Genomic DNA, 26,448 nt, shown 5'->3' on the forward strand with positions numbered 1-26,448 from the left:
CCCGGGGTTCCACACCCCCGGGCCCGGCGCCGTGTCCGGGAGCGCGCTCACCCCAGCGGAGCCTGCTGCAAGGGGACCGGCCGGGCGGGGGCGGGCGGGAGGGGGATGGGGTCCAGGCGGACGGGCGGGGGCGGGGAGACCGGGAGGGTCATGCCCAGGAGCCCGCACGGGACGTCGGGGGTGGCGTACGGGAGGTGCAGGCGGCCCTGCGGGGTCCAGCGGCCCGTACCGCCGAGCCAGCCGGCCGGGGCGCCGAGCCGGAACACGTGCCGGTCGGCGGGGCGCCACAGGGCCAGCCCGGCCACGGCGCCGCCGTAGCCCTCGCCGGCCTCGTCCACCCGCAGCGCCACCCCGCAGCTCTCCGGCATCAGCACCTGACCCGGCTGCACCGCGAAGGGCGTCGCCGTGGCCCCGACGGCCCGCAGGCACTCCGGGAAGCGCACCGGGCGGGCGCTGCCCAGGACCCCCCAGCCGAGCCGGGGTTCGCCCGGCGCGTCCGAGCGGATCAGCAGCAGCCCGCTGTCGATGTCGGCCAGCAGCAGCCGGTCGTTGCTGCCCTCCGCGATCTGGAGCAGTGGTGAGATCTCACCGCCCCGCCGCAGGTCCACGGCCACCGCCTTGGTCACCGGCCCGCCCGGGCCGTCCAGTTCGCGGTCCAGCGCCAGCAGCCGGCCGGTCCGGTCCAGCCAGACCCCGCCCGAGCAGCGCCCCGGGATCCGGGCGACCCGCTCCGGCCCGAAGGGCACCCCGGCCACCTGCCACACCGTGGTCGAGGCGGCCCCCACGGCCAGGGCGAAGGCCCCGTGCCCGTCCGGGGAGGGTGGCAGCAGGGTGACCCGTACGCCCTCGCCGGTTCCCGGGTCGTCCTCGGCCGGGATCGCGCCGAGCTGCAGCTCCCCGGTCCGGGGCCCGGCGGCCCCGTTCCCGGCGGCTCCGCCGCCCGTCGGGTACAGCAGCGCGAAGCCGTGCCGCTCCGCGACCCGACGGTGGATCAGCACCCGCCCGTCGGCCAGCGGCAGCACCTCGCTGTCGGCCTCCTCGGGCTGGGCGAGGGGCAGGGGCACCGCGTACGGCTCGGGACCGCTCAGCGTCCAGCGCTCCGGATAGCGTGCTTCGCCGTCCCCGGCCAGCCGGGCGGCGTAGGACCCGTCCGCGGCGATGGTGAACGGGGTCGCGCTGATCTTCTCGATGGCACAGACAGTCATCTGCGGACACCTCCGCCGAGGAAGGTAGTGATCGCGCTTCCCCCCGGACCACGCGACCATCCCCGCTTCACACATACGGGTGGCGGAGCGGCGGTTCCCCTGTGGGGGAGGAGGCGATTGTGCTGTGCGATATCGGGGCGTTTAGGGCGAGGGGTCTGGTGAGGTACACCTAACCCACTTGTGTAGATCCTTCATCTTTCACCCGCCCCCGTCCTCAGGAGACGTCCCATGTCCCTCCGGCGGCGGGGCAGTTCCCGCGCACGGTCACCCGCGCCATGGGCTCCACCCGGAGCTCAAGGCGGCCTCAACCTCGAAGCGATCAACGCCCTCGCCCCCGACCCCCGTCACGCGCGCCGCCGTCACGTGGCCCGTACGGTCCGGATCGGTCCGAATCCGGAGAGGTCCGCCGACCGCGCCTCCTCCGGCTCGGGGGTCAGGCCCAGCCGCTCCCGGACCTCACGGGTCAGGTCGTGCCGGGCGCCCATCGCCCGCGTCAGCTCCGCCAGCAGTTCCCGCCACATCGGCCGCGCCGCCGCCTCCCCGTGCAGCGCGGCCACCCCGGCCGCCTGCGCGCAGCGCCCGCGCAGGGTGACCGGTTCGTCCGCGCCGAACAGCTCGCTCCGCCGCGGCAGTACGGAGTTCAGCAGCGGCAGTGCCTCCGCCGGCCGGTCCCGCGCGGACAGGGCCAGCGCGAGCCGGAACCAGGCGTCCACCGTCAGCCGGTCCGCGCTCCCGAGCAGCGCCTCCAGATCCGGTGCCAGCTCCTCCCACTGCGCGAGGTCCGCCGCGGGATCGACCGCCCGCGTGGTCAGCGCCAGCAGGTAGCGGGCCCGTAACACCAGCTCACCGGCCGGCCCCTGGTGCGCGTACAGCGCCGGCATCAGCTCCACGAGCAGCGCGCGCGCCTCCGCCGGCCGGCCCGCGCCCTCGGTGTGCTCGGCCAGCCGGAACCGCGCCAGCAGCGTCAGCGGATGCTCCTCCCCGAGCGCCGCGGTGCAGTCGCTGATCAGCACCCGCCAGGTGGGCAGCGTCTCCTGCGCCGTGCCCGCGTCGGCGACCCAGCCGGCCATCACGATCCGGGCCGCGTAGGTCTCCTCCCGCCCGTCCTCCAGCAGCCCCACCAGATTGGCCACGAGCACCCGCAGCCGGGCGGCGGCCTCCGCGTTCCCCCGCAGCCGCAGGACCGCGTCGCACAGCTCGCGCCGCGCGTCCGCGCCGAGCGCCCCCACCGTGCGCTGCTCGGAGTCCAGCCGCGGGATCAGGGAGAGCCACAGCTGGATCGCGCCCACGTCGTCGCCGGCCCTGGCCAGCTGGGTGACGTACTGGTACCGGGTGTGCAGGGTGAGGCTGTCGGTCTCCCCGAGGACCCGGCGCAGATCGCGCACGATGTCCGCGTAGAGCTCGGCGGCCTCGCGCAGGGCGCCCGCCCCCGCCAGGTACCAGGGCAGCAGGCAGCGGGCGTACAGGGTGCGGCGGTCCTCGGGCCCGTGCAGGGCCTCCATGCGGGGCACGATCTCGCCGAGCAGCGCGGAGGCCTCCCCGAACAGTCCGTCGCGGGCGCAGGTGCAGGCCAGGTCGAAGCCGAATTCCACGGTCAGGGGGTCCTCGGCGCCGAACAGCCGGATGGTGTCGGCGAGCAGTTCGCCCAGCGCCAGCCGCGCGATCCCGGGGTCGTCCTCGGCGCGCGCCACCCGGCCGCGCTCCACCAGCGCGGCGCGGATCCGGGCGCTGAAGACCTCGCTCGGGTCGGGATCGGCGTACTCGCCCTCCAGCACCTCGTCCGCGAAGTCGTCGAAGTCCTCGAAGCCGCCGGCCTCGTCGGGCCCCCGCACGGGCGGCGGCGCGGGCGGCAGGTCCGGCTCGGTCGGTACGTACGCGCCCGCACCGGCGGATCCTGCGCCGGCGGGCGCGGCCGCGGCGAGCGTGCGGCTCAGCGTGCGCAGCCGGTCCACCACCTGCGCGGCGTCGGCCGGCCGGTCCGCCGGATCCTTGGCCAGCAGTTCCATGACCAGCCGGTCCACGGGCGGGGGCACCGCCCCGTACGCGCTCGGCGGCGGCGGGACCTCGTGCACCTGCTGGTACATGACCTGGAGCAGGCCCCGGTCCAGGGTGAACGGCGGCCGCCCGGTGAGCATCGTGTAGAGCAGGCAGCCCAGGGCGTACAGGTCGGTCCGCCCGTCCACCGGCCGGCCGTCGCACTGCTCGGGCGCCATGTAGGCCGGGGTGCCGACCATCCGGGCACCCGTGAGCTTGGTGTGGTGGGTGTCGTTGTCCTCCAGGAAGCGGGCGATCCCGAAGTCGAGGAGCTTGACCAGCCCGCCGTAGGTGACCATCACGTTGCCGGGCTTGAGGTCCCGGTGGACCACCCCCGCCTCCGGCCCGTGCGCCGACTCCAGGGCCAGCGCGATCTGCTCGGCCCAGGCCAGCGCCTGCGGGAGCGTCGGCAGCCGCTGCGCGAGCTCCTCCGCGAGCGAGCGGCCCCGTACGAGCTCCATGACGATGTACACGAGCGGTACGTCGTCCTGTTCCACGCTGTTGTAGTCGTACACGGCGACGATGTGCGGGTGCGCGAGCCGTCCCGCCGCCGTCGCCTCCCGGCCGAGCCGGGACACCAGCTCGGGCACCAGCGCCGGATCGGCTTCCTCGCGGATCAGCTTGACCGCGACCTTGCGGCGGATGCGCCGGTCGATGCCCTCCCAGACCTCGCCCATGCCGCCCACATCCAGGCGCCGGACCAGCTCGTAGCGGGCGTCCAGTAGTTCACCGGCACGCATGGATCCCCCCGTTTCCCCTGCCGCCGCAGACAGTATCCGCATCGGCCCGCGGATGGGACGGGAAGACCGGGGCCGGTCGCCACGGACGGTAGCCTTGGCCTGTGCCCCGTCTCTCTGAAGTCATCGCCGCGCTGGACGCTCTGTGGCCCCCCTCGCGGGCCGAGGAGTGGGACGCCGTCGGCACCGTCTGCGGCGACCCCGACGCCGAGGTCACCCGGGTCCTGTTCGCCGTCGACCCCGTCCAGGAGATCGTCGACGAGGCGGTGAAGCTGGGCGCCGACCTGCTCGTCACCCACCACCCCCTCTACCTGCGGGGCACCACCACCGTCGCCGCCGGCACCTTCAAGGGCCGGGCCGTGCACACGCTGATCAAGAACGACATCGCGCTGCACGTCGCCCACACCAACGCCGACACCGCCGACCCGGGCGTCTCCGACGCCCTCGCCGGCGCCCTCGACCTGCGGGTCACCGGCCCGCTGGTGCCCGACCCGACGGACCCGCACGGCCGCCGGGGCCTGGGCCGGCTCTGCGAGCTGGACCGCCCCGAGACGCTGCGCGAGTTCACGGCGCGCGTCGCCGCCTGGCTCCAGCCGACCGCGCAGGGCATCCGGGTGGCCGGTGACCCCGACGCGATGATCCGTACCGTCGCGGTCAGCGGCGGTTCCGGCGACAGCCTCTTCGCGCAGGTCCGGGCCGCCGGTGTCGACGCCTTCGTCACCGCCGACCTGCGCCACCACCCGGCGTCCGAGGCCCGCGAGCAGAGCCCGCTCGCCCTCGTCGACGCCGCCCACTGGGCCACCGAATGGCCCTGGTGCGAGCAGGCCGCGGCCCAGCTCGACGCCATCTCCGAGCGCAACGGCTGGGGTCTGCGGACCCACGTCTCGCGCACGGCCACCGACCCGTGGACGGCGCACGCGCCGTCCGTGACATCCCCTTCTCACCCTGGAGCCCCCAACTGAACGCCGAGCCCGCCGACCAGATCCGACTTCTCGACGTCCAGGCCCTGGACGTCCGGCTGTCTCAGCTGACCCACAAGCGCAAGATGCTGCCCGAGCACGCCGAGGTCGACTCGCTGACCCGGGACCTCGCCCAGCAGCGGGACTTCCTCGTCGCCGCCCAGACGCAGGCCGCCGACGCCGCCCGCGAGCAGACCAAGGCCGAGCAGGACGTGGACCAGGTGCGCCAGCGCGCCGCCCGCGACCAGGCCCGCCTGGACTCCGGCGCCGGCATCTCCGCCCGTGACCTGGCCAACCTGCAGAGCGAGGTCGTCTCCCTCGCCAAGCGCCAGGGTGACCTGGAGGACGTGGTCCTGGAGGTCATGGAGCGCCTGGAGGGTGCGCAGGAGCGCGTCACCGAGCTCACCGACCGGGTCGCCTCCCTGGAGACCAAGCTCGTCGACGCCACCGCGCGCCGCGACGCCGCCACCGGTGAGATCGACGCCGAGATCGCGGGCATCGCCAAGGACCGCGAGGTCATCGTCTCCACGATGCCGGCCGCGCTGATCGCCCTGTACGAGAAGATCCGCGTGAAGCAGGGCGGCGTCGGCGCCGCCCGCCTGTCGCAGCGCCGCTGCGAGGGCTGCCGCCTGGAGCTCGACCTCGCCGAGGTCAACGAGATCAAGGCCGCCGCCCGCGACCAGGTCGTCCGGCACGAGAGCTGCGGCCGCATCCTGGTCCGCATGGCCGACTCGGGCATCTGATGCCGAAGTTCGTTGTGGAAGCCGACGGCGGCTCCCGGGGCAACCCGGGGCCCGCCGGGTACGGCTCCGTCGTCCTCGACCCGGTGACGGGCGAGACGCTCGCCGAGCGCGCGGAGTACATCGGCGTCGCGACGAACAACGTGGCCGAGTACAAGGGCCTCATCGCCGGTCTCAAGGCCGCCCGCGAGCTGGACCCGGACGCGGTGGTCCTCGTACGCATGGACTCCAAGCTCGTCGTCGAGCAGATGTCGGGCCGCTGGAAGATCAAGCACCCCGACATGAAGCCGCTCGCGGCGGAGGCGGCGAAGGTCATGCCGCGCGCCCAGGTGACGTACGAGTGGATCCCGCGCGAGCGGAACAAGCACGCGGACCGGCTCGCGAACGAGGCGATGGACGCGGGCAAGCGCGGCAAGCAGTGGGAACCCTCGAACTCCTCGGCGTCCTTGGCCGCCCTGGACGCCTCGGCGGCCCGCGCCCTGGCGATCCCGCAGGGCCCTCCGGGCGATGCGGCGAAGGGGGCCGCCGCCGTCCGGGCCGCTCTGGCCTCAGGCGAAGGTACGCGGACCCGTGCGGGCGCCGCCGCGGGTGCGCGGGCCGGCTCCGCACCGGCCGGCGCCGACACCCTGTTCGGGGACCCGGCGGACCTGGTCGCCCCGGCCGATCCGGCGGCCCCGGCGTCCGGGCCGGACACGGCTGCGGCCGCGGCGGCCGTGCCCGCCACCGGTGCGTCCACCGCCGCTGCTCCCGCCCCCACGGCGGGGCAGGGCTGGGGGCCTGACATGGGGACCCCCGCCACCTTCGTGCTGCTGCGCCACGGAGAGACCGCGCTGACCCCGCAGAAGCGGTTCTCCGGCAGCGGCGGCAGCGACCCGGAGCTCTCCGCGGCGGGCCGCCGCCAGGCGGCCGCCGTCGCGGAGTCGCTGGCGGCCCGAGGCACCGTCCAGACGGTGATCAGCTCCCCGCTGCGGCGCTGCCGGGAGACCGCGCAGGCCGTCGCCGACCGGCTCGGGCTCACCGTCACCGTCGAAGAGGGCCTGCGCGAGGTCGACTTCGGCGCGTGGGAGGGGCTGACCTTCGCGGAGGCGCGCGAGCGCTACCCCGAGGACCTCCAGGCGTGGCTGGACTCCCCGAAGGCCGCCCCCACGGGCGGCGGCGAGAGCTTCGCCTCGGCCACCCGCCGCATCTCGGCGACCAGGGACCGGCTGCTCGCCGAGCACGCGGGCCGCACGGTGCTCCTCGTCTCGCACGTGACCCCGGTCAAGATCCTGGTCCGGCTGGCGCTGGGCGCCCCGCCGGAGGCCCTGTTCCGCATGGAGCTCTCGGCGGCATCCCTGTCGGCGGTCGCCTACTACGCCGACGGCAACGCCTCCGTCCGCCTCCTGAACGACACGTCCCACCTGCGCTGAGCGGCGCCGGGTACGACGAAGCCCCCGCCCCGAACGAACGGGTCAGCGGGGGCTGTTCGCCGACAGACGAGCCGGCCTGTACGCCGGGTTCTGTCACCCGGTGACCTCGCGGTCGCCGGGGAGACGGCCATCCATCTAGGACCGGCGTTGCCGCCGGCCTCGTGCGGTCTACCCGCGAACTCGGGCGGGCAGCCCTCGAACGTTCGCGCAGGGCCGTCCGAAAACGGCCCCTCTTGACCTTGCTCCGGGTGGGGTTTACCTAGCCGCCTGAGTCACCTCAGGCGCTGGTGGTCTCTTACACCACCGTTTCACCCTTACCGGGGGCCGAAGCCCCAGGCGGTCTGTTTTCTGTGGCACTGTCCCGCGGGTCACCCCGGGTGGCCGTTAGCCACCACCCTGCCCTGTGGAGCCCGGACGTTCCTCGGCGGGATCCGGGGATCCCGACGCGGCCGCCCGGCCGACTCGTCTGTCGTGCCGCCCATCGTACCGGCTGCGTCATCACGGCTTGACCTTGACGCAACGGCAGGGTTTCTACTGGAACCCATGCGGATCGGAGAGATCGCCGCGCTCGTCGGGGTCACCACCCGGGCGATCCGGCACTACCACCACGTCGGCCTGCTCCCCGAGCCGGACCGGCGCCCCAACGGCTATCGCGCCTACAGCGTGCGCGACGCCGTCCGGCTGGCCCGGGTGCGCCGGCTGACCGAGCTCGGGCTGAGTCTCGACGAGGTGCGCGACGTGCTCGCGGACGACGCGGGGCGCGAGCTGGCCGAGGTACTGGCCGAGCTCGACGCCGACCTCGCCCGCCAGCAGGCCGAACTGGCCGAGCGCAGGCGGCGCCTCGCCGTCCTGCTCGCCGCCCCGCCCGGGGAGGCCGAGCCGGTCTCGCCCGCGCTCGCGCAACTGCTCGCCAAGGCGCCCGCGACGGCCTCTCCGTCCGCCGCGCTCGACCGCGAGCACCTGAGCCTGCTGGACGCCTCGGGCGCCGTGGGGGAGGAGCTCTACGCCCTGCTCGGGACGGTCGCCGCCGATCCGTCCGTGCTCGCGCTGTACGAGCGGCTCGACGAACTCGCCGACGCCGCCGAGGACGATCCCCGGATCGGGCCGCTCGCCCGGGAGCTGGTGGCCGCGGTGCCGGCCGAGGCGTTCGCGGCGCTGGCGCCGGCGGCAACGGACGGGGCCGGCGGGCCGCAGGCGGTGCCGGGCTTCCTGGAGGCCCTGCTCGCCGAGTACGCCCCGGCGCAGGCGGAGGTCGTCCGCCGGGTGATGGAAGCCTTCACGGCCGGGTGGGCCACGCAGGAGAAGAGGGGCCGGGAATGAGAGCGGTACGCGCGGCACGGATCGGGGTGGCCGCCGTGCTCCCCGTGGAGCTGGCGCTGGTGGTGTGCGCGGCCGCGGGAGTGCGCCCGCCCGGCTGGGCGCTCGCCGTCGCCGAGGCGCTGGTGCTGGGGGTCCTCCTCCTGGAGGCCCGCGTCCTGTACTCCCTGTACGCCGCGGCCCGCACCCGCGGCGCCGACCCGGGCACGGCCCGCCGAGAGGCCGTACGGGCCGTGGTCCCCGTGGCCGTGCGCCGCCTCGTGCTCCACGAGCTGCGCGCGTGCGCCTCGCTGGCCCGGTGGGTGCTGCGGCGGCCGCCGCACGGGGTGCGCCCCGCAGACCACGCGGCCCCGTACACGGGACCGCAGACGGCCATGATGTACGGGCTGGTGTTCGTGTCGCTGATCGAGACGGTGGCGCTGGCCTTCCTGATCCCCTGGCCGGCCGTCCACCGCGTGGTGCTCGTCCTCGACGTGTACGGGGTGCTGCTGATGCTCGGGCTGCACGCCGCCTGCGTCACCCGGCCGCACGTCGTGCGCCCCGACGGGACCCTGCGGATCCGATACGGAGCCCTCTTCGACCTGGCCGTCCCGCCGGACGCGGTGGCCTCGGTCCGGGTGGACCGCCGCTACCCCGAGGGACGCCTCGTCACCCTCTCCGAGGACGGGGTGCTCGACCTGATCGTCGGCAGCCAGACCACGGTCACCGTGGAACTGGCCCGCCCGCTCACCTTCCGCCGCCCCCTCGGCGCCCGCGCCGAAGCCCGCGTCATCCGCTTCCACGCGGACGAGCCCCGCGCACTGGTCGACGCACTGCGGCAGCCCGCACCCCCGTGACGGGCTGCCGCGGTGCGACGGTGTGCGCCGAGCGTGACAAGCCGGTGCGCGCCTGTCTTGTCGAAAACGGCAGGGCCCGAAATCGGGTTCGGTCAGGACGCGGGCAGGAGACCCCCTAGCGGACCAGCGCGAAGGTGGTGGCCGCGACGGCCGCGCCCACCGCGGTGCCCGCGAGGACCTGCGCCGGGGTGTGGTCCTTCAGCTCGACCCGGGACCAGCCGACGACGGCGACCAACGCGTAGGCCGGCAGCAGCCAGGGCCCGTAGGTCAGGGCGAGCATGGCGACGCTCCCGGAGGAGACGGCGGCGTGCACGCTGATCTTCCAGACGGGGGTCACGGCGAGCAGGGCCGCGAGGGTGACCAGCATGGCCGCGATCAGCGCGATCATCGTGCGGGGCGAGCCGAGGAGCGCCATCAGCAGGATGCCGGTGGCGACCGAGCCGATGATGAACACCATCACGGTGATGCGCTGCCGGCGCTGGCCGACGTGCCGGTCGGCCCAGCGGCCGCGCCGGATGCCGTACTTGATGAAGGCCAGCGGTATGACGGCGGCGAACAGGCAGCCCAGGAGTCCCCAGCCGATCCCGGCGAGGCCGGCGGTGTGCCAGCCGATCAGGAGGGTGTCGGCGATGATCCAGGTCTTCGGATCGAGCCCGTCGGTGATCAGGCGGGCGGATCGGGACTCGGCGGGCTGGGTGAGGGTGGCGGTCACGCCGTGGCCTCCTGGCTGGTTGCGGTGAGGAACTCGTCCGCCACGGCGGAGTGGTAGATCCCGGCGAGCTGGATGAGCCGCTGTACTTCCGCGGAGAAGTCGAGTTCGTCGATGCCGACGGTGGCCTCGGGCTCCTGGGTGCCGTGGAGCGGCAGGACCCCGCGGGCCTTGCCCTCGCGGGCCGCCCGCATCCACAGGGCCTCGGCCGCCGGGCTCGTCGCCGGGTCGAACCCCGCCGCCAGGGCAGCGCGGTGGGCGCGCTCGCGGACCTCCTGGGCGGTGTAGGCGTCCAGGGTCAGCGCGGCGTCGCGGATCTCGATCACCCGCCGGTACAGCCGCAGGCGCGGGCTGCGCAGGAGCCCGGTCTTCAGGACGATGTCGGGGGTGACCGCGGTCAGGTCCTGCCAGAGCGGCTGGAGCTGCCGGTGGTGCCGGCCGTCCTCGACGGTGCGCCAGGCCACGCCGAAGGCGGGGATGCTGCTCCCGATGAGGATGAAGCCGATCGCCAGGTACTTCAGGGCATCGGTGACGTTGTCGACCGCGATGTCGCTGGTGTCGTCCGTGAGGCCCGCGAGGCGGCTCGCGATGTACCCGGCCCGCAGCAGGGTGTAGAGGACGCCGACGGCGGTCCCGATGCCCATGAGGCGGACGCCGATCCGCAGCCACAGGGCGCTGGCGTGCCGGGCGCTGCCCCAGAAGAGCCAGGTGGCGGTGGCCATGGCGATGCCGAGGTAGACGACGAAGAGGAGGTAGTAGAGCGTGGCCCAGCCGTTGCCCGCGGTCTCCTCGAAGAAGTCGGTCATCTCGTGGGGCCGCGGGACGAAGAAGGCGAAGAGCACGGCCATCGCCGTCATCGCGGTCAGCGCGGCGTAGTGCCGGGCCCGCAGCCGGCGGCCGGACTCCGGGCGGGCGATGGCGACGACGAAGTCGACGACCGCACCGGCCGCGATCATGCCCAGCCAGTGCTTGACGAGGGTGGAGAGGTTGTTGACTCCCGCCCAGTCGTCCAGGGTGCGCATCACGCCGGGCAGGCGCAGGGTCATGGAGACGGTCAGGGCGGCGAACGCCGTCCACAGGGCACGCTGTTTGACCGACCGGACGGCTGAGGGGGCGCGCCAGAGCGTCACCGACCAGAGCATGGCCAGGATGCCGATTTCGAGGTGTTTCACTTCACGACCACGTATTTCGAACGGGGTGCCCGAGGGCGTCATGGAGGCGTACGAGACGGTCCTCGGCCTCGCTGTCACTGGAGGTCGACTGCGTCGTGTTGTAGCGGCCGGCCCGCTCGTGGATGAGCGTGGCGAGGGTTTCGGCCTGCCGCTCCTGCGGACTGGCGAATTTGCTCCGCCCCATGAGGTGGGCCAGGCGGTCGATGTCGAGGCCGAGTTCCTCGTCGATCGATTCGGTCCTGCGCGCCACGTTCCTGATCCGGGCCGCCTCGGTGCGGATGATCGAGGCCACGGGAAGCTCGGGGCGGTCGAGTCCGGAGACGGCCGTGTGCGTACGCGTCAGCAGGCGCTGGAAGTGCTCGGAGGCCCGGGCGATCTCCCGGTCCGACGGCTGTTCGGGCATGTCGAGTTCGGGGGCGACGTGGCCGAGGAGCATGTGCGAGATCTCGTGGAGGACGATCTGCACCTTGAGGATCTCGGCCGCGACGGCGTCGTAGAAGACGAGGTCGGCGACATCCAGTCCGAGCCAGATCCCGCAGGGCAGGGCCGGATCGGGGGGGCCGTCGAGGGGCAGCAGGATCAGCGGCCGGCCGCGCTGCGCGGCTATGCCCTCGCAGAAGGCATCCAGGTCGAACGGCCGGGGGATGACGAGCCGGTCCACGACGGCGGCGCACTCCGCGTCGGCGCGCTTCCACCAGCGCATGGTCGCCCTCCCCGCCCCGTCATCGCCCAGTCCGCACACCCGATCGGGTCTGAGAGTAACCGGAAGCACAGCAGGGGCTCACCGAGGGCGGAGCGGTGGCCGGAATATGGCCGATCGGGTGGTGGGCGTGGCTGATTCGCGCCTCAGGACTCCTTGCCGCGGCGGCGCCGGGGCTTCACATCCGGAAGGCCTTCGGCCTTGCGGAGCTGCTTGATCAGGCCGGTGACGGACCGCATGGAACCGGCGGACAACCCGCTGAGACGGAAGGCGGCAGCCTTGACCTGCTCGTCCTCGAGGACCTGGGCGAACTCGTCGGCCGCGGCGGCCTTGCCCATCTCCTCGCGCAGCCGCGCGATCCGCTCCTCGATCCGCTGCTCGATCGCCTGGGCGTTCTCGCCGTCGGCCAGGTACCCGACGGTGACGCCGAAGAAGTTGGCGATCGCGCGGATCGAGTCGATGCCCGGGTTCGGGTTGTTGTTCAGGCGGATGGTCTGGACCGTGCCGTGCGAGACGGAGGGCCCGGACAGTTTCTTGGTGCCCTCGGCGATCTCTTGATACGTGTACGGCCCGCGGCCCGCCGGGTGGATCGTCTCGATCAAGAAGCCGAGGCGGTCACCCATGGTGTCCCGCCGGTCGGTGGGGGTCTCCTCACCCATCACCGTCACCGCTCCCGTCTCCTGCTGGATCTCATAGTCCAGTTCTAAATCATCACCGACATTATCTACCTGCCTAGATGGCTTTCGCCACACAGTGCAACGAATTACGTCTACCCAGCTAGCGGACCCCGGAGAAAGTGACCCACGTCATATTGCCCCCGGGGCAAGCCGCAGGGCCTTGACAGGGCATGTGCGCCGCGGCGTATCTTCGTCCAGCCGTCTAGCCCACTAGATGGTTCGGCGCTCAACAACTCGACGCGGAGCGTCTAGCCGACTGAGCGGCGGAGCCGGTGGGCGGGGCGGAGGGGGAGGAGTCGCGATGCCGTCACGGCGGCAGGCTCCAGGTGCGGGACCAGGGGGGTCGGCGCACCCGCCCGTGGGCTGAGGTACGGGGGTCCTCAGCCCGGGGTGGGTGAACCGCTCGCAGACGGGAGCCGACGCCCGTCTGCGGGGTCCGGCGGAATCCGACGGGGGAGCCGCCGCCGGACGAAGCGGTCCGGCAGCGGCCCGGGGCGCGATCCGAGGCGCGCCCCGGGCCGCGATCCGGTGCGGCGTCAGAGCCGCGATCCGGCAGGGCCGCGATCCGGCAGGGCGGTGCTCCGGCAGGATCGAGCGCGGCGGGTGTCACGCTGCCGTGCGGACTAGCCGGACAGCATCACGCTGCTGACCCGGCCCGCCATCCGGTCCAGCACCGAACCCGGCGCCAGTCCGCCCCGCAGCAGGACGAACCGGGACGGAGGCAGCCCCGTCATGGCCTTCACCTCACGGCTCAGGTGTGCCTGGTCGTGGTAGCCGCACGCCGCCGCCACCTGCGCCGCCGCCGTTCCCGCCGCCAGCATCCGCAGCGCGTGCTGCAGCCGGAACACCCGGGCCATGGCCTTGGGCGACAGGCCCACCTGCTCGCGGAACCGGGCCCGTACGGTACGGGCGCTCCATCCCGTCGCGGCGCTCACCCGGGTCAGGGAGCGGGAGTTCGCCCACAGTCCGGCGAGGGCTCCGTCGACCTCGGGCGCGGGGGAGGGGCCACGGTCGAGCCGGGCGCAGAACAGCTCGTCGAGCAGGGCGAAGCGCTCCGCCCAGGAGGGAAGTGCCTGGAGCCGTTCGGTGAGGTGGCGGCCCCGCGCTCCGAGCACGTCCACCAGATCCACGTGGGCGTCCTCGAAGTGCCACATCGGGATGCCGAACAGCCGGTAGCAGCCCTGCGGGGTCATGTTCACTTCCAGCCCGTGCACGACCCCCGCGTGCACCCCGATCGCCGGCACCGTCCGCGGACCGCTGATCATGGCCCGGGCGGCGGGCCGCAGCTGGGTCGCGGAGAGGTTCTCCGTACGGGAGACCCACAGGCCCTCGGAGAAGCTGAAGACCAGCGTCACGACGCCGGTGGGCAGCTCCAGGCGGCGCCGCGGTGCGGTGAACTCGGTGTGGAACCCCGTGTAGTTGATGATGAGCGTCCGCAGTGCGGCGGCCGGCGGGCGGCGCCGCGCCGATCGGCTGCCCGGGGCGGCGGGCATCGCGCGTACGCCGAAGGCCTCGACCGAGCCCATGTACAGGCCCTCCCCCCGCTGTTGCGCGGCCGGTGGTGCCGCGCGGTCGGCCGATGATGCCAGGTCACGGCGGGCGATGGCCAGAGAGGTCCGGCAGCGGATCGGGCCCCTGAGCCCTGCCGGCAGGCCGGACTGCGATGCCGGGAAGCGGTGCCGGGATCCGTGCACCCGGCACCCCGGGCGGGGCGTCCGCCGCTGAAGCCCGTCCCGGCCGGCTCTCCTACGCGGGTACGAAGAGCACCTTCGCGCGCCCCGGGTCCGCCTCCGTCAGCCGGACCCTGATGCGATCGCCCAGCGGCAGCCCCGCCGAGGTGGACTCCACGCGGCCGATCACCGCCGGCTCCTCCAGGTGGACCGTGCCGACCAGCGGCTCCCGGTCCCTGACGTCGATGACCGTCGCCTCGAAGGTTTCCCCGACGCGGTCCTTGAGCAGCGCCGCCTCCACCAGGTCCACGGACTCCCGCTCCGCCGAGTTCGCCAGCCGGGTCCCGTCCGACATCTCCTTCGGCAGGACGTCGAGCGCGTCCAGCGCCCACCCGGGGGGTTCGGCTCCCGCCACGGCCGCCACGCACAGCTCGCCCGTGTACCGGTCGACGAGCCGACGCAGCGGCGCGGTGCAGTGGGCGTACGGGGCCGCGACCGCGGCGTGCAGCACCGGGTCCGGGGTCTCGCCGCCGGTGAAGACCGTGTAGCCGGCGCCGCGCAGCAGGGCCGTGCACTCCTGGAGGAAGGCGGCGTGGGCGGGCCGGTGCGGATCGAGCCCGCGCACGAGCTCCGCGTACGGGACGTGGTGCGGCCACTCGATCCGCAGGGCCTTCGCCGCCCGGCGCAGCCGCCCGACCGCTCCGTCGGGGGCGGTCGGCAGGGTCCGCAGGATCCCGGTCCCGGCGGCGAGCATCAGCTCGGCGGCGGCCATGCCGGTCATCAGGGAGATCTGCGCGTTCCAGCCGTCGGCGGGGAGCGGAGCCCGGTAGGCCAGGCTGTACGAGCCCCCGTGCTCGACGATCTCCTGCTCGGGCACGTTGAGCGAGATCCCCCCGCGCTCCGTCTCCAGGGCCTCGCGCAGCCGTCCGATGTCCTTCAGCAGGGCCAGCGGCTCCTCGGCGGTGCCCGCGTCGATGGCCTTCTGGACGCCGTCGTAGTCGAGTTTGGCCCGGCTGCGCACGAGTGCCCGGCGGACATCGGTGCTCCCCACCCGCCCCTCGGCGTCCAGGTCGAGCCGCCACAGCAGGGCCGGGCAGGTCTGGTCGGGGAGCAGGCTGGCGGCGCCCTCCGAGAGCACGGCCGGGTGCAGGGGGACCTTCGCGTCGGGGAAGTAGAGGGTGGTGACCCGGCGGTGGGCCTCGGTGTCGAGGGCGCCGCCGGGGGTGACGTAGGCGGCGACGTCGGCGATGGCGTAGTGGACGCGGTAACCGCCGGAGGCGCGCTTCGCCAGGTGCATGGCCTGGTCCAGATCGCGCGAGGAGGGCGGATCGATCGTGAAGAAGGGGATGCCGGTGGCGTCGAAGTCCGGCAGGAGGGGGCTCCGTACCGCCCGCTCGGCCTCGGCGAGTACGGGCGCCGGGAAGTCCTCCGGCACCTCCAGCTTCGTCCGCAGTTCACGCAGCGCGGCCCGCAGGGCAGCCCCGTCTGCGCCGGTCATGATCATATGACGGCGTGGCATGAGCCGAGCCTATGGCCGGTGGGCCCGGGCGGCACGGCGAGCCGTCTACCCTGGTCGGGGGCCGCACCCCCGCCGCTGTGCCGTGCCTGTCGATCGGAGAACCACCGTGCTCGTGCTGCTGCCGCCGTCCGAAGGAAAGGCCGCCGGCGGCTCCGGCGCACCGCTGAAGCCGCGGACGCTCTCGCTGCCGGGGCTGGCCGCGGCCCGCGCCGCGGTGCTGGAGGAGCTGGTCGAGCTGTGCGTGGGCGACGAGCTGAAGGCCCGCGAGGTGCTCGGCCTGAGCGAGGGCCTGCGCGGTGAGGTCGCCAAGAACGCGGAGCTGCTGACGGCGGTCGCCCGTCCGGCCGGGGAGATCTACACGGGCGTCCTGTACGACGCGTTGGGCCTGTCGACCCTCGCGCCCGCGGCGGCGTCCCTGGCCGAGGAGTCCCTGCTGGTCTTCTCGGGCCTGTGGGGAGCGGTCGGGGTCGCGGACCGCATCCCCTCCTACCGCTGCTCGATGGGCGTGAAGCTGCCGGGGCTGGGGGCGCTCGGCGCCTTCTGGCGCGAACCGATGGCCTCGGTGATGCCGGAGGCTGCGGGGGAGGGCCTGGTCCTGGACCTGCGGTCCTCGGCGTACGCCTCCGCGTGGAAGCCCAAGGGGGAGGTGGCGGGGCGCACGGCCACGGTCCGCGTGCTGCACTCCCAGATCGTCGACGGGGTGGAGAAGCGGTCGGTGGTGAGCCACTTCAACAAGGCCACCAAGGGCCGCCTGGTCCGCGACCTCCTGTCGGCGGGCGCGGTCCCCGCGTCCCCGCCGGAGCTGGTGACGGCCCTGCGGGACCTGGGCTTCACGGTGGAGGCCGAAGCCCCCGCGACGTCGGGCAGGGCCGTCAAGCCATGGTCCCTCGACGTGGTCGTCACCCAGATCCACTGACCTGCATTCAGCCGTCCGGCGTTCGACGGCCGGGGTCTGGGGCGGAGCCCCGGAAGGGGTCCGGGCGCAGCCCGGGGAACGGGCGGAGGGCGGGTAGGGGAACCAGCCCCGCGCAGCGGCCCGGCAAGGTGCGGCGCCGCTGCCGGGGGCCGGCCCCGGACCCCCGCGCCTCGAACGCCGGCGGGCTGAAATGGCCGGCCGGTCAGCGGCCCAGGGGCCAGGCGACCGTGGCGGGGGCGTGGTCCGAGGCGCCGGCGTAGGTGGCGCACGCGTCGGTGAGGGTTTCCAGCAGGGTCAGCGGATCGACGAGCGGGTGTTCCATGCCGCGCAGCCAGGTCACCGAGAGGCCCCCCGGCAGTGCGGCCGGCGGCACCAGTACGTAGCTGCCGCGGCAGTGCCAGCGCAGCCCGGGGTGCTCGTCCATCGTCTCGGGGTGGCAGTCCAGTTCGCAGGGCCACCACTCGTCCTCGTCCTCGGGCGTGCCCCGGGTCGCGGTGAAGAAGAGCATCCGGGCCTGGTCGCCCGTACCGCCCGATTCGGCGACCGGGCCGACCTCGATGCCGGCGGCCAGCAGGCGTTCCAGCGCGCTGTGGCCGGCCTCCAGGGGGACGTCCAGAACGTCGTGGACCATGCCCGTCGCGGTGATGAAGTTGGCCGCGGGCTGGTTGCGGGCCCAGCGTTCGACCTGTGCGCGGTCCGTCGTGGACTGCGTCTGCCAGGCGAAGGAGATGGGGTGCCGTGCGGGCGTCGGACAGCCGATCCGGTCGCACGAACACCGGTAGCCGGCGGGATGTGCGGCGGGCGAGATCGGCAGACCCGCCGCGGCGACGGCCAGCAGCAGGGTCTCGCGTTCTCGTGCGGGGTCCGCGGCGTCGGGTTTCGGCCCCCGGCGAAGCCACTGGGAAATCCTGCTCTGCTCGCCGCGTTTGACGCGGCCCGACTCAGACCCCATCTATCCCCTCACCTACACCGTTGCCCCGGCAGACCCTCACATGTTCCCACCATCCTGGGCGCCGGGTGACCGCACCCCCCGACCAGGACCACCGCATAAGCATAGAAATCGGCCATATGTTCTCGGCCATCAGGGGGTCATGACTTATCCCACGCCACCCCGGCCCCGCCCAGCACCGCGTCCACCAGCGCATCCGCGTAGGCGTGCGTGAGCGGCGCCGTGCGCAGCAGCCAGCGGTAGGTCAGAGGTCCGAGCAGCATCTCCACGGTCAGCCGCAGGTCGGTGTCCGGCGGGAGCTGCCCGGCCTCGCGGGCCGATCGCAACCGCTCCTCGTACAGCGCGAGCTGGGGCTCCAGCAGCTCCTCGGTGAAACGCGCCCCGAGTTCGGGGTCGGTGGCGCCGGCCGCCGTCAGGGCGCGAGCGGGGGCCGCGTACCGCTCGTCGGCGAACTCGTCCACGGTCGCCCGCAGTACGTACTTCAGGTCGGCGGCCAGGTCCCCGGTGTCGGGGAAGCCGGTCCACGCCCCCTCGGACCGGGCGTCCCCGGCGAGCGCGACCGAGGCGTCCAGCAGGACCGCGGCCTTCGACGGCCACCAGCGGTAGATGGTCTGCTTGCCGACTCCGGCGCGGGCGGCGATGGCCTCGATGGTCAGCTTGTTGTAGCCGACCTCCCCGACCAGGTCGAGCGCCGCGTCCAGGATGGCCCGCCGCGAGCGGTCGCTGCGGCGGGTGGCGTCCGGGGATCGGGGACCGGGGGCAGGGAGGGGACTGGAGCTCATTTCGGCAATTTATCAACCCCGAACCGCTCGCCTTTCAGCCGTTCGGGAAACCACCCGATCAGTTCACTGCGCGGTCCCCGTCGAGGAGAGACGATTCTCTTCTCATCACCGTGAGGAGCCTGCATTGCGCAGAGACGCCACACCCCGGCGCTACCTGATGTGCCCACCCGCGCACTTCAAGGTCACGTACTCCATCAACCCGTGGATGGACCCCACGAAACCGGTGGACCTGCCCCTGGCCCTGGCCCAGTGGGAGGACCTCCGCGACCGCTACCTGTCCCTCGGCCACACCGTCGAGACCCTCGTCCCCGACCGCGCACTGCCCGACATGGTCTTCGCGGCGAACGGCGCCCTCGTCGTCGACGGCCGGGTGCTGGGCGCGCGGTTCGCCTACCCCGAACGGGCCGCCGAGGCGGAGATCCACCTCGACTGGTTCCGTGGCCACGGCTTCCAGGACGTGCACGAGCCGTCCCACGTCAACGAGGGCGAGGGTGATTTCGCGGTCACCGCCACCTACATCCTGGCCGGCCGGGGCTTCCGCTCCAGCCCGCTCTCGCACGACGAGGCCCAGGAGTTCTTCGGCCGCCCGGTCATCGGCCTCGACCTGGTCGACCCGCGCTACTACCACCTGGACACGGCCCTGTCCGTGCTCGACGGCGACGAGGTCATGTACTACCCGGACGCCTTCTCCGCGGGCAGCCGGGCGGTCCTGCGCCGGCTCTTCCCCGACGCGCTGATCGCCGACGCCCAGGACGCGGCCGCGCTCGGGCTCAACGCGGTCTCGGACGGCCGGCACGTGCTGCTCCCGCAGGAGGCGACCGGACTCCTCGCACCCCTGCGGGAACGGGGGTTCGAGCCGATCCCGATGGACCTGGGGGAGCTCCTCAAGGGCGGCGGCAGCGTGAAGTGCTGCACGCAGGAGCTGAGGCCCTAGCCGGCAGCGGGCTCCGACGGGCCTGGGCCTCCTTGCGGCCCGGGCCCGTGTCGGCCCGGGCCCGTGTCGGCCCGGGCCCGTGTCGGCCCGGGCCCGTGCCGGCCCGGGCCCGTGTCGGCCCAGGCCCGTGCCGGCCCAGGCCCTTGCGGCCTCAGGCGTCTTGCGGGGGCGGCCACTCCTGGCCCCAGTCGGCGTCCCGCGCGGCCTTGTACAGGTCTCCGTGGCGCTTGGTCACGTTGACCCGGGTCTGCCCCTCGGTCTCGGGTCCGCACAGCTCCAGCAGGACCAGCCCCTTGCGGATCTGGGGCCTGCGCGTGATCCGGGAGGCGGCCGGCTCCACCGGGAAGCGGGTGGCGGCCACGTAGCTGAACTTCTCGTCCTCGTAGGGGAGGGAGCCGCCCTTGATCTGCCGGTGCAGGGAGGACCGGCTGACCCGGGCCGAGAAGTGGCACCAGTCCTTGCCGACCTCGATCGGGCAGGTCCCGTCGTGCGGGCACGGGGCCGCGACCTGCAGCCCGGCCTCGATCAGCTGGTCGCGGGCCTCGCGGATGCGCAGGTACCCCTCCGGCGTGCCCGGCTCGACCAGCACGACGGCCTGACCGGCGCGCGCCGCCTCGGCGACCACCTCGCGGCGTGCCTCCGGGGTCAGTTCGCCCAGGACGTACGAGACCGTCACCAGGTCCGCCCCGGGGAGCGTGAGCCCCGCCCCGATGACGGTCCGGCGCCACTCGGCGGCCCGCAGCATGGGGGAGGAGGAGGCCGCGGCCAGCTCCTTGCCGAGGAGCAGAGCCGGGTCCGCCCAGTCCAGTACCGCCGTCTCGCGGGGCCCGCCCCAGGTGGCGTCCGCCGCCCAGAGCGCCGAACCGGTGCCGCCGCCCACGTCCACGTGCGAGGCCGGGGACCAGCCCGGGGCCGCCTGGGCGAGCCCGTCCAGGGCGGACCGTACGGCCTCGAAGGTGGCGGGCATCCGGTACGCCGCGTACGCGGCCACGTCGGAGCGGTTGCGCAGGACGGGGGTGTCGGTCGGGATCCGGCCCCGGTAGTTGGCGATCAGCCGCTCCACGGAGGCCGTGGCCTGCTTCTGCGGGAGGCCTTCGAGCAGGCCGGTGAGGGCGCTGCGCAGGGTTTCGGCGGTGGTGGTGGCGGAGTCGTTCACCCGCCAAGTTTACGGGGCCGGGCCGGCCGCGAAGGCCGGGCCCGGCCCCGGACGGTCAGGGGCCGGGCCCGGCCGGGACGGTCAGCCCGTCGCGGGGACGGTGCGCCAGGGACGGCACAGGACGGCGAAGCAGAGGACCGCCAGGAGGGCGCAGGTCACCTGGACCACGGCCATCGGTACCGCCGTGTCCTCGCCCGCGATGCCGACCAGGGGGGAGGCCACGGCTCCGACCAGGAAGGCGGAGGTGCCGAGCAGGGCGGAGGCCGAGCCGGCCGCGTGCGGGGCGCGCACCAGGGCCAGCGCGTTGGTGTTCGGCAGCGTCAGGCCCATCGCGGACATCAGGACGAACAGCGCGGCGCAGACCGGGAAGAGCCCGACCTCGCCGAAGACCCCCGAGGTCATCAGGAGCAGGGCGACCGAGGCCGCCGTGCTGACGGCGAGCCCGTACCCCAGCACCTTGTCCAGACTGACCCGGCCGACCAGCAGCTTGCCGTTGACCTGACCCGCCGCGATCAGACCGAGGGAGTTGACGCCGAACAGCAGGCTGAAGGTCTGCGCCGAAGCGCCGTAGATCTCCTGCACGACGAACGGCGAGGCGGAGATGTACGCGAACAGCGTCGCGAAGGCGAACCCGCCGGCCAGCGTGTAGCCGGCGAAGACCCGGTCGGCGAGCAGCCCGCGCATGGTCCGCAGCGCGGCGCCGACGCCGCCGGTCTGGCGCCGCTCGGGCGGCAGCGTCTCGCCGAGCTTCCGCCAGACCAGGAGGGTCAGCAGGGCCCCTACGACGGTGAGGACGACGAAGACCCCGCGCCAGTCGGCGAAGCGCATGACCTGGCCGCCGATGAGCGGGGCGATGATCGGCGCCACACCGGATATGAGCATCAGGGTGGAGAAGAACCGGGCCATCTCGACCCCGTCGTACAGATCGCGCACGACGGCCCGCGCGATCACGATCGCGGCCGCGCCGGCCAGGCCCTGGAGCAACCGGAAGGCGATGAGCAGCTCGACGGTCGGGGCGAAGGCGCAGATGGCGGTGGCGAGGACGTAGACGACCATGCCGGTGAGCAGGGGCCGACGGCGGCCCCATCTGTCGCTCATCGGGCCGATCACCAGCTGCCCCAGGGCCATGCCGGCGAGGCAGGCGGTGAGGGTGAGCTGGACGGTCGCGGCCGGGCTGTTCAGGGCGGTGGTCACCGTCGGCAGCGCCGGCAGGTACATGTCCATGGACAGCGGGGGGAGCGCGCTGAGCCCGCCGAGGATGAACGTGACGAGCAGTCCCGTCCGGCGGGCGGCCGTCAGGGGTGCGGTGACGGTGGGGGAAGGGGAGGGGTTCGAGGGCGACTCGTCGTTCGAAGGTGCTGTCTTCGAGGGCGCTGCCGCGGGGCCTCTCTCCGGCATACGGACACTCCAGTCTTATCGTCATTTCTCAGCACCCCTGCCGACCCATGCTCTCAGCAATCGGAACGTTCCGGGACGGGCGGCCCATGTGACGTAACCTGCGGCCCCATGAACGCACGTGTGAAGCAGATCGCCGTAGTGACCGGAGCCGGATCCGGAATCGGCCGCGCCGTGGCCCTCACCCTTGCCGCCGCGGGATGGGCGGTGGCCGTGGCCGGCCGCAGGACCGGCCCGCTGGAGGAGGCCGCCGAGGCCGCCCGGGCCGCCCACCCGGACGCCGACGTGCTGTGCGTACGGGCCGACGTGAGCGATCCGGAGGACGTGACGGCGCTGTTCGAGACCGTGCGCGAGCGCTACGGGAGGCTCGACCTGCTCTTCAACAACGCGGGAACCTTCGGCCCGGCGGGCGTCCCGCTGGAGGACATCTCCTACGAGGCCTGGCGCTCGGTGGTCGACGTCAACCTCACCGGCTCCTTCCTCTGCGCCCAGGCGGCCTTCCGGGTGATGAAGGCCCAGGACCCGCAGGGCGGCCGCATCATCAACAACGGCTCCATCTCCGCGCACGTGCCCCGGCCGAACTCGATCGCGTACACCGCGACCAAGCACGCCATGACAGGCCTGACGAAGTCCCTGTCGCTGGACGGACGCCCGTACGGGATCGCGTGCGGGCAGATCGACATCGGCAACGCGGCCACCGAGATGACCGAGCGGATGCAGACCGGGATCATGCAGGCCAACGGACAGCTCGCGGTGGAGCCCGTCATGGACGCGGCCGACGTGGCGCGCACGGTGCTGCACATGGCGGAACTCCCGCTGGGGGCCAACGTGCAGTTCGCGACGGTGATGGCGACCGCGATGCCGTACATCGGGCGCGGCTGACCCCGTACGCCGGGCGCGGCCGGTGCCGTCCGGCCGGGGGAATGCCCGGCCTGAGACCGGGGTTGTGGCGATCATGACTATCGAAGTGCTGCGCTACACCGCCTTCTCAGACGACCCCGAGGGCGGAAACCCGGCCGGGGTCGTGCTCGACGCGAGCGGTCTGGACGACGCGGCCATGCTGGCGATCGCCGCCGAGGCGGGCTACAGCGAGACGGCCTTCCTCACCGCCCCGCCCGAGGGTTTCGGCGGCGAGCCGGGGAGGGCCTTCTCCGTGCGCTACTTCAGCCCGAAGGTGGAGGTCCCGTTCTGCGGGCACGCCACCGTGGCCACCGCCGTCGCACTCGGCGAGCGGATCGGCCCCGGCGAACTGCTGTTCGCGACCCGGGCCGGCACCGTTCCGGTCTCGGTGACCCGGGAGGGCGGCGGTCTGCGCGCCACCCTGACCAGCGTCGAACCGCACACCGAGGCCGTGGACCCCGCCGACCTCGCCGAGGCCCTGGCCGCGCTGGACTGGCCGGCCGCCGACCTGGACCCGCGGTTCCCGCCGCGGATCGCCTACGCCGGCGCCCGCCACCTGGTGCTCGGCGCCGCCACCCGGGCCCGGCTCGCGGACCTTCATTACGACTTCGCCCGGCTGGAGGCGCTCATGCGGCGCCTCGACCTGGTCACCGCGCAGCTCGTGTACCGGGCGGGCCCGGCGGAGTTCCACGTGCGCGACCCCTTCCCCGTCGGCGGCGTCGTCGAGGACCCGGCGACCGGCGCGGCAGCGGCCGCCTTCGGCGCGTACGCCCGCGAGCTCGGCCTGGTTCCGGCCGACGCCGTCCTCACCCTCCACCAGGGCGCCGACATGGGCCGCCCGGGCGTGCTCACCGTCGAGCTGCGCTCCGGCGACCCCCGGGTCCGGGTCGGCGGCGCGGGGACCCGGATCCCGTAATGGACGCCGGGGCGACCTCCGTCGAGGTCCACGAGGAACTGCCCGCCGGGCTCGCCGAGCAGGTGGCGGCCCTGGAGGCGCAGGCGTGGCCCGGGTCGTCCCCCGGGCACGACCCGGAGCTCGCCCCGCGCGCGGTCCTGCTGCGGGACGCCGACGGGCGGGTCGCCGCCTGCCTGGCGCTGCTGCACAAGCCGGTCCGGCTCGCGGACGGGCGTACGTACCGCGCGGCCGGGCTGAGCGGCGTGGTCACACGGGCCGACGTACGCGGCCGCGGGCACGGCTCCCGGCTGGTGGCGGCGGCCCGCGCCGTGCTCGCCCGCGATCCGGCGGTGGACCTGGCGCTGTTCAGCTGCGACCGGGAGCTGGTGCCGTTCTACGAGGCCGCCGGCTTCGAGGTGCTCCCCGGCACGGTCCTGGTCGGCGGCACCCCCGCGGAGCCGCTCGCGACGGACGCCCCCGGGCTCGACAAGACGGTGATCGGGGCGTTCTTCGGCCCGGACACCCGCCCCTCCGGTGAAGACACCGCCGACGACGACGAAGGCCGCGCGGACCAGGTCCGCGCGGCCTTCACCGGCATCCGCGTCCCCCTCTACCCGGGGACGGTCGACAGGCTGTGGTGAGTCAGGAGTTGCTCGGCTCCGGCCTCGGCTCCGGCTTCCGCTCCGGCCTGCCGCGCTTGACCAGAGACGGGGCCAGGAACAGGGCGAGCACCGGGACCAGGTACAGGGCCCACACGACGACCTGGAGCACGGTCGGGTCCGGCTGGAAGTTGAAGGTGCCCTTCAGCAGGGTCCCGTACCAGCTGTCCGGCGGGATCGTCGAGCTGATGTCGAAGGCCTTGACGTTCAGCCCCGGCACGAAGTCGGCCTCCTGGAGGTCGTGGACGCCGTACGCGAGCACGCCCGCGGCGACCACGACCAGCATGCCGCCGGTCCACGTGAAGAACTTCGACAGGTCGATCTTCAGCGCGCCCCGGTAGAACAGCCAGCCCAGGACGATCGACGACCCGATCCCGAGCAGCACGCCGATCAGCGGGCCCGCGCCGTCACCGGCCGCGTGCACCGAACGCCACACGAACAGCGAGGTCTCCAGGCCCTCCCGGCCCACGGCCAGGAACGCCGTCGCCACCAGGGCGCCGGTGCCCATCGCGAGCGCCGCGTCGAGCTTGCCCTGGAGCTCGGCCTTCAGGTGCCGCGCGGTGCGCTTCATCCAGAAGACCATCCAGGTGACCAGGCCGACCGCGACGATCGACAGGGTGCCGCCGATGGCCTCCTGCGCCTTGAAGGTCAGTTCCTGCGTGCCGAATTCGAGGCCCGCGCCGAAGGCCAGGGACACGGCGGCGGCCAGGCCGACGCCCAGCCACAGCGGCCCCAGCCTGTCCTTGTTCCCGGTCTTCACCAGGTACGCGATGAGGATGCAGACGACGAGGCTGGCTTCCAGCCCCTCGCGCAGTCCGATCAGATAGTTGCTGAACACTTCGGTTCTCCCCGTCCCTACGCGAACAGCGTCCGGCCCCACCAGTCGTCCTTGTCACGGACGCCCGGCGGGACGGCGAAGACGGCCGAACCCACGTGCTGGATGTATTCGTTGAGGACATCAGCCTTCGCCAGGCTGCGCTGGATCGGCACGAAGCCCGTGCGCACGTCGCGCTGGTAGGCGAGGAAGAACAGGCCCGCGTCGAGCCGGCCCAGCCCGTCCGTGCCGTCCGTGAAGGAGTAGCCGCGGCGCAGGATCGTCGCACCGTTGTTGGTGTCCGGGTGCGCGAGGCGGACGTGCGCCTCGGGCTTCATCGCCTTCAGGAACGGCTCGTCGCGCTCCTTGGACTTGCCCACGGGGGCACCCTCGCCCTTGTCGCGGCCGAAGATGTCCTCCTGCTCGCCCAACGGCGTGCGGTCCCACGTCTCGATGTTCATCCGGATCCGGCGCGCCACGAGGTACGAGCCACCGGTCAGCCAGTCGCTGCCGTCGCCGGCGCCGACCCACACGTGCTTGTCCAGGGCGGCCTTGTCGGTGCCCGAGATGTTCCGGGTGCCGTCCTTGAAGCCCATCATGTTGCGCGGGGTCTGCTCGTCGGGCGTGGTCGAGGAGGTCTTGCCGAAGCCCAGCTGCGACCAGCGCACCGCCGTCTTGCCGAAGCCGATGCGGGCGAGCTGGCGGATGGCGTGCACCGCGACCTGCGGGTCGTCGGCGCAGGCCTGGACGCACAGGTCGCCGCCCGAGCGGGCCGGGTCGAGGTTGTCGCCGGGGAAGAGTTCCAGGTCGATCAGGGCCTCGGGGCGCTTGCCCTCCAGGCCGAAGCGGTCCTTGGCGAACAGGCCCGGCCCGAAACCGATCGTCAGGGTGAGGCGGGAGGCCTTGAGGCCCAGCGCCTCGCCCGTGTCGTCCGGCGGGGCCTCCGGGAGACCGCCGTAGCCGCCCTCGCCGACCGGCTGACCGGCCGTCATCAGGCGGGCCGCCTCGGTCCAGTCCTTCAGGAGCTGGATGAGCTCGCCGCGGTCCTTCGTCTTCACGTCGAAGGCCGCGAAGTGCAGGCGGTCCTGGACGGCGCTGGCGATACCGGCCTGGTGCTCGCCGTGGAACGGCACGGCCGCACCGGCCGCGGCCGCCGAGACCATGTCGGGGCCCGAGTTCAGGGCGACGGCCGTACCGCCGGCCGCCGCCGCGCCGAGCGCGAGGCCCGCGCCGCCCCAGCCCAGGACGGTCCGGCGCGAGGGCGCGCCCGCGCCCGCCTGCTCCGAAACGCCGTCGTGCGCACCGCCCGGTGCGGACTCCTGCTCGGACACCGACTCGCTCATGTGAGGATCTCCCGCCTGCTC

Annotated in this window: 24 protein-coding genes and 1 other RNA gene; 10 read left to right on the top strand and 15 right to left on the bottom strand. The window is 73.6% G+C overall.

Annotated elements, in window-relative coordinates:
* Positions 1-47: 47 nt before the first annotated feature.
* Together ABZY57_RS19280 and ABZY57_RS19285 are read right to left on the bottom strand one after the other, a co-directional pair.
* Positions 48-1,205: a hypothetical protein gene (locus ABZY57_RS19280; protein WP_356513434.1), complete on the bottom strand. Its 1,158-nt coding sequence runs from the start codon at positions 1,203-1,205 to the stop codon at positions 48-50.
* Positions 1,206-1,564: 359 nt separating this feature from the next.
* Complete coding sequence (locus ABZY57_RS19285) at positions 1,565-3,979, bottom strand: serine/threonine-protein kinase (protein WP_356513436.1); 2,415 nt, start codon at positions 3,977-3,979, stop codon at positions 1,565-1,567.
* Positions 3,980-4,080: 101 nt separating this feature from the next.
* On the opposite strand from ABZY57_RS19285, the gene ABZY57_RS19290 reads away from it, so the two are divergent.
* Genes ABZY57_RS19290 through ABZY57_RS19300 form a run of 3 tightly spaced genes read left to right on the top strand, consistent with a single transcriptional unit; the run spans position 4,081 to position 7,084 of the window.
* Positions 4,081-4,938 (top strand): Nif3-like dinuclear metal center hexameric protein, encoded by an 858-nt coding sequence (locus ABZY57_RS19290; protein ID WP_356513438.1) that lies wholly within the window; start codon positions 4,081-4,083, stop codon positions 4,936-4,938.
* Positions 4,935-5,678: a C4-type zinc ribbon domain-containing protein gene (locus tag ABZY57_RS19295; RefSeq protein WP_356513497.1), complete on the top strand. Its 744-nt coding sequence runs from the start codon at positions 4,935-4,937 to the stop codon at positions 5,676-5,678. Before ABZY57_RS19290 ends, ABZY57_RS19295 begins: the two co-directional genes overlap by 4 nt.
* A complete protein-coding gene (locus ABZY57_RS19300; protein WP_356513440.1) occupies positions 5,678-7,084 on the top strand; it encodes a bifunctional RNase H/acid phosphatase in 1,407 nt (468 codons plus the stop codon). The genes ABZY57_RS19295 and ABZY57_RS19300 overlap by 1 nt, the downstream gene beginning before the upstream one ends.
* Before the next feature lie 63 nt (positions 7,085-7,147).
* Here ABZY57_RS19300 and rnpB read toward each other — a convergent pair.
* An RNA gene (rnpB, locus tag ABZY57_RS19305) (RNase P RNA component class A) lies at positions 7,148-7,549 on the bottom strand.
* Positions 7,550-7,627: 78 nt separating this feature from the next.
* On the opposite strand from rnpB, the gene ABZY57_RS19310 reads away from it, so the two are divergent.
* Both ABZY57_RS19310 and ABZY57_RS19315 read left to right on the top strand, forming a co-directional pair.
* The gene (locus ABZY57_RS19310) at positions 7,628-8,404 is read left to right on the top strand and encodes a MerR family transcriptional regulator (RefSeq protein WP_356513441.1); all 777 of its coding nucleotides are present in this window, start codon (positions 7,628-7,630) and stop codon (positions 8,402-8,404) included.
* A complete protein-coding gene (locus ABZY57_RS19315; protein WP_356513443.1) occupies positions 8,401-9,237 on the top strand; it encodes a hypothetical protein in 837 nt (278 codons plus the stop codon). The genes ABZY57_RS19310 and ABZY57_RS19315 overlap by 4 nt, the downstream gene beginning before the upstream one ends.
* A 115-nt stretch (positions 9,238-9,352) precedes the next feature.
* Here the strand turns inward: ABZY57_RS19315 and ABZY57_RS19320 are convergent, their stop codons facing one another.
* The 6 genes from ABZY57_RS19320 to ABZY57_RS19345 all read right to left on the bottom strand — a co-directional run bounded on the left by ABZY57_RS19320 (position 9,353) and on the right by ABZY57_RS19345 (position 15,684).
* A complete protein-coding gene (locus ABZY57_RS19320; RefSeq protein ID WP_356513445.1) occupies positions 9,353-9,949 on the bottom strand; it encodes a phosphatase PAP2 family protein in 597 nt (198 codons plus the stop codon).
* Positions 9,946-11,118: an MAB_1171c family putative transporter gene (locus tag ABZY57_RS19325; protein WP_356513447.1), complete on the bottom strand. Its 1,173-nt coding sequence runs from the start codon at positions 11,116-11,118 to the stop codon at positions 9,946-9,948. Before ABZY57_RS19325 ends, ABZY57_RS19320 begins: the two co-directional genes overlap by 4 nt.
* A 1-nt stretch (position 11,119) precedes the next feature.
* Complete coding sequence (locus ABZY57_RS19330) at positions 11,120-11,821, bottom strand: hypothetical protein (RefSeq protein ID WP_356513449.1); 702 nt, start codon at positions 11,819-11,821, stop codon at positions 11,120-11,122.
* A 143-nt stretch (positions 11,822-11,964) separates the two neighbouring features.
* Positions 11,965-12,477, bottom strand: a complete 513-nt coding sequence (locus ABZY57_RS19335) for an XRE family transcriptional regulator (protein WP_356513499.1) — start codon at positions 12,475-12,477, stop codon at positions 11,965-11,967.
* Positions 12,478-13,118: 641 nt separating this feature from the next.
* The gene (locus tag ABZY57_RS19340) at positions 13,119-14,021 is read right to left on the bottom strand and encodes a helix-turn-helix domain-containing protein (RefSeq protein ID WP_356513451.1); all 903 of its coding nucleotides are present in this window, start codon (positions 14,019-14,021) and stop codon (positions 13,119-13,121) included.
* 220 nt (positions 14,022-14,241) lie between these two features.
* Positions 14,242-15,684, bottom strand: a complete 1,443-nt coding sequence (locus ABZY57_RS19345) for an RNB domain-containing ribonuclease (RefSeq protein ID WP_356513453.1) — start codon at positions 15,682-15,684, stop codon at positions 14,242-14,244.
* 106 nt (positions 15,685-15,790) lie between these two features.
* Here ABZY57_RS19345 and yaaA point away from each other — a divergent pair, with 106 nt between their 5' ends.
* Positions 15,791-16,600: a peroxide stress protein YaaA gene (gene yaaA / locus ABZY57_RS19350; protein WP_356513455.1), complete on the top strand. Its 810-nt coding sequence runs from the start codon at positions 15,791-15,793 to the stop codon at positions 16,598-16,600.
* 202 nt (positions 16,601-16,802) lie between these two features.
* Here yaaA and ABZY57_RS19355 read toward each other — a convergent pair whose 3' ends face one another.
* On the bottom strand, positions 16,803-17,552 hold the full coding sequence (locus ABZY57_RS19355; RefSeq protein WP_356513457.1) for a bifunctional DNA primase/polymerase: 750 nt from the start codon (positions 17,550-17,552) through the stop codon (positions 16,803-16,805).
* A 137-nt stretch (positions 17,553-17,689) separates the two neighbouring features.
* Positions 17,690-18,331: a TetR/AcrR family transcriptional regulator gene (locus tag ABZY57_RS19360; protein WP_356513459.1), complete on the bottom strand. Its 642-nt coding sequence runs from the start codon at positions 18,329-18,331 to the stop codon at positions 17,690-17,692.
* On the opposite strand from ABZY57_RS19360, the gene ddaH reads away from it, so the two are divergent.
* Positions 18,252-19,265, top strand: coding sequence for a dimethylargininase (gene ddaH / locus ABZY57_RS19365; RefSeq protein WP_356513461.1), 1,014 nt, complete (start codon positions 18,252-18,254; stop codon positions 19,263-19,265). The two genes, ABZY57_RS19360 and ddaH, sit on opposite strands and share 80 nt — an antisense overlap.
* Positions 19,266-19,416: 151 nt before the next feature.
* Here ddaH and ABZY57_RS19370 read toward each other — a convergent pair whose 3' ends face one another.
* A complete protein-coding gene (locus ABZY57_RS19370; protein WP_356513463.1) occupies positions 19,417-20,421 on the bottom strand; it encodes a small ribosomal subunit Rsm22 family protein in 1,005 nt (334 codons plus the stop codon).
* Positions 20,422-20,502: 81 nt separating this feature from the next.
* Entirely contained in the window at positions 20,503-21,720 is a 1,218-nt protein-coding gene (locus tag ABZY57_RS19375; RefSeq protein WP_356513501.1) for a Bcr/CflA family multidrug efflux MFS transporter, read from the bottom strand.
* Between the two features lie 207 nt (positions 21,721-21,927).
* Between ABZY57_RS19375 and ABZY57_RS19380 the strand changes: the two genes are divergently transcribed.
* The 3 genes from ABZY57_RS19380 to ABZY57_RS19390 all read left to right on the top strand — a co-directional run bounded on the left by ABZY57_RS19380 (position 21,928) and on the right by ABZY57_RS19390 (position 24,252).
* Complete coding sequence (locus ABZY57_RS19380; RefSeq protein WP_356513465.1) at positions 21,928-22,698, top strand: SDR family oxidoreductase; 771 nt, start codon at positions 21,928-21,930, stop codon at positions 22,696-22,698.
* Positions 22,699-22,771: 73 nt separating this feature from the next.
* Positions 22,772-23,632, top strand: coding sequence for a PhzF family phenazine biosynthesis isomerase (locus ABZY57_RS19385; RefSeq protein ID WP_356513467.1), 861 nt, complete (start codon positions 22,772-22,774; stop codon positions 23,630-23,632).
* Positions 23,632-24,252, top strand: a complete 621-nt coding sequence (locus ABZY57_RS19390; protein ID WP_356513469.1) for a GNAT family N-acetyltransferase — start codon at positions 23,632-23,634, stop codon at positions 24,250-24,252. The genes ABZY57_RS19385 and ABZY57_RS19390 overlap by 1 nt, the downstream gene beginning before the upstream one ends.
* Before the next feature lies 1 nt (position 24,253).
* Here the strand turns inward: ABZY57_RS19390 and efeU are convergent, their stop codons facing one another.
* Together efeU and efeB are read right to left on the bottom strand one after the other, a co-directional pair.
* On the bottom strand, positions 24,254-25,108 hold the full coding sequence (gene efeU / locus ABZY57_RS19395; protein ID WP_356513471.1) for an iron uptake transporter permease EfeU: 855 nt from the start codon (positions 25,106-25,108) through the stop codon (positions 24,254-24,256).
* A 17-nt stretch (positions 25,109-25,125) separates the two neighbouring features.
* Complete coding sequence (gene efeB, locus ABZY57_RS19400; RefSeq protein WP_356513473.1) at positions 25,126-26,427, bottom strand: iron uptake transporter deferrochelatase/peroxidase subunit; 1,302 nt, start codon at positions 26,425-26,427, stop codon at positions 25,126-25,128.
* Between the last annotated feature and the right edge of the window lie 21 nt (positions 26,428-26,448).

It is taken from the genome of Streptomyces sp. NPDC006450 (assembly GCF_040612195.1).
Taxonomy (GTDB): Bacteria; Actinomycetota; Actinomycetes; order Streptomycetales; family Streptomycetaceae; genus Streptomyces.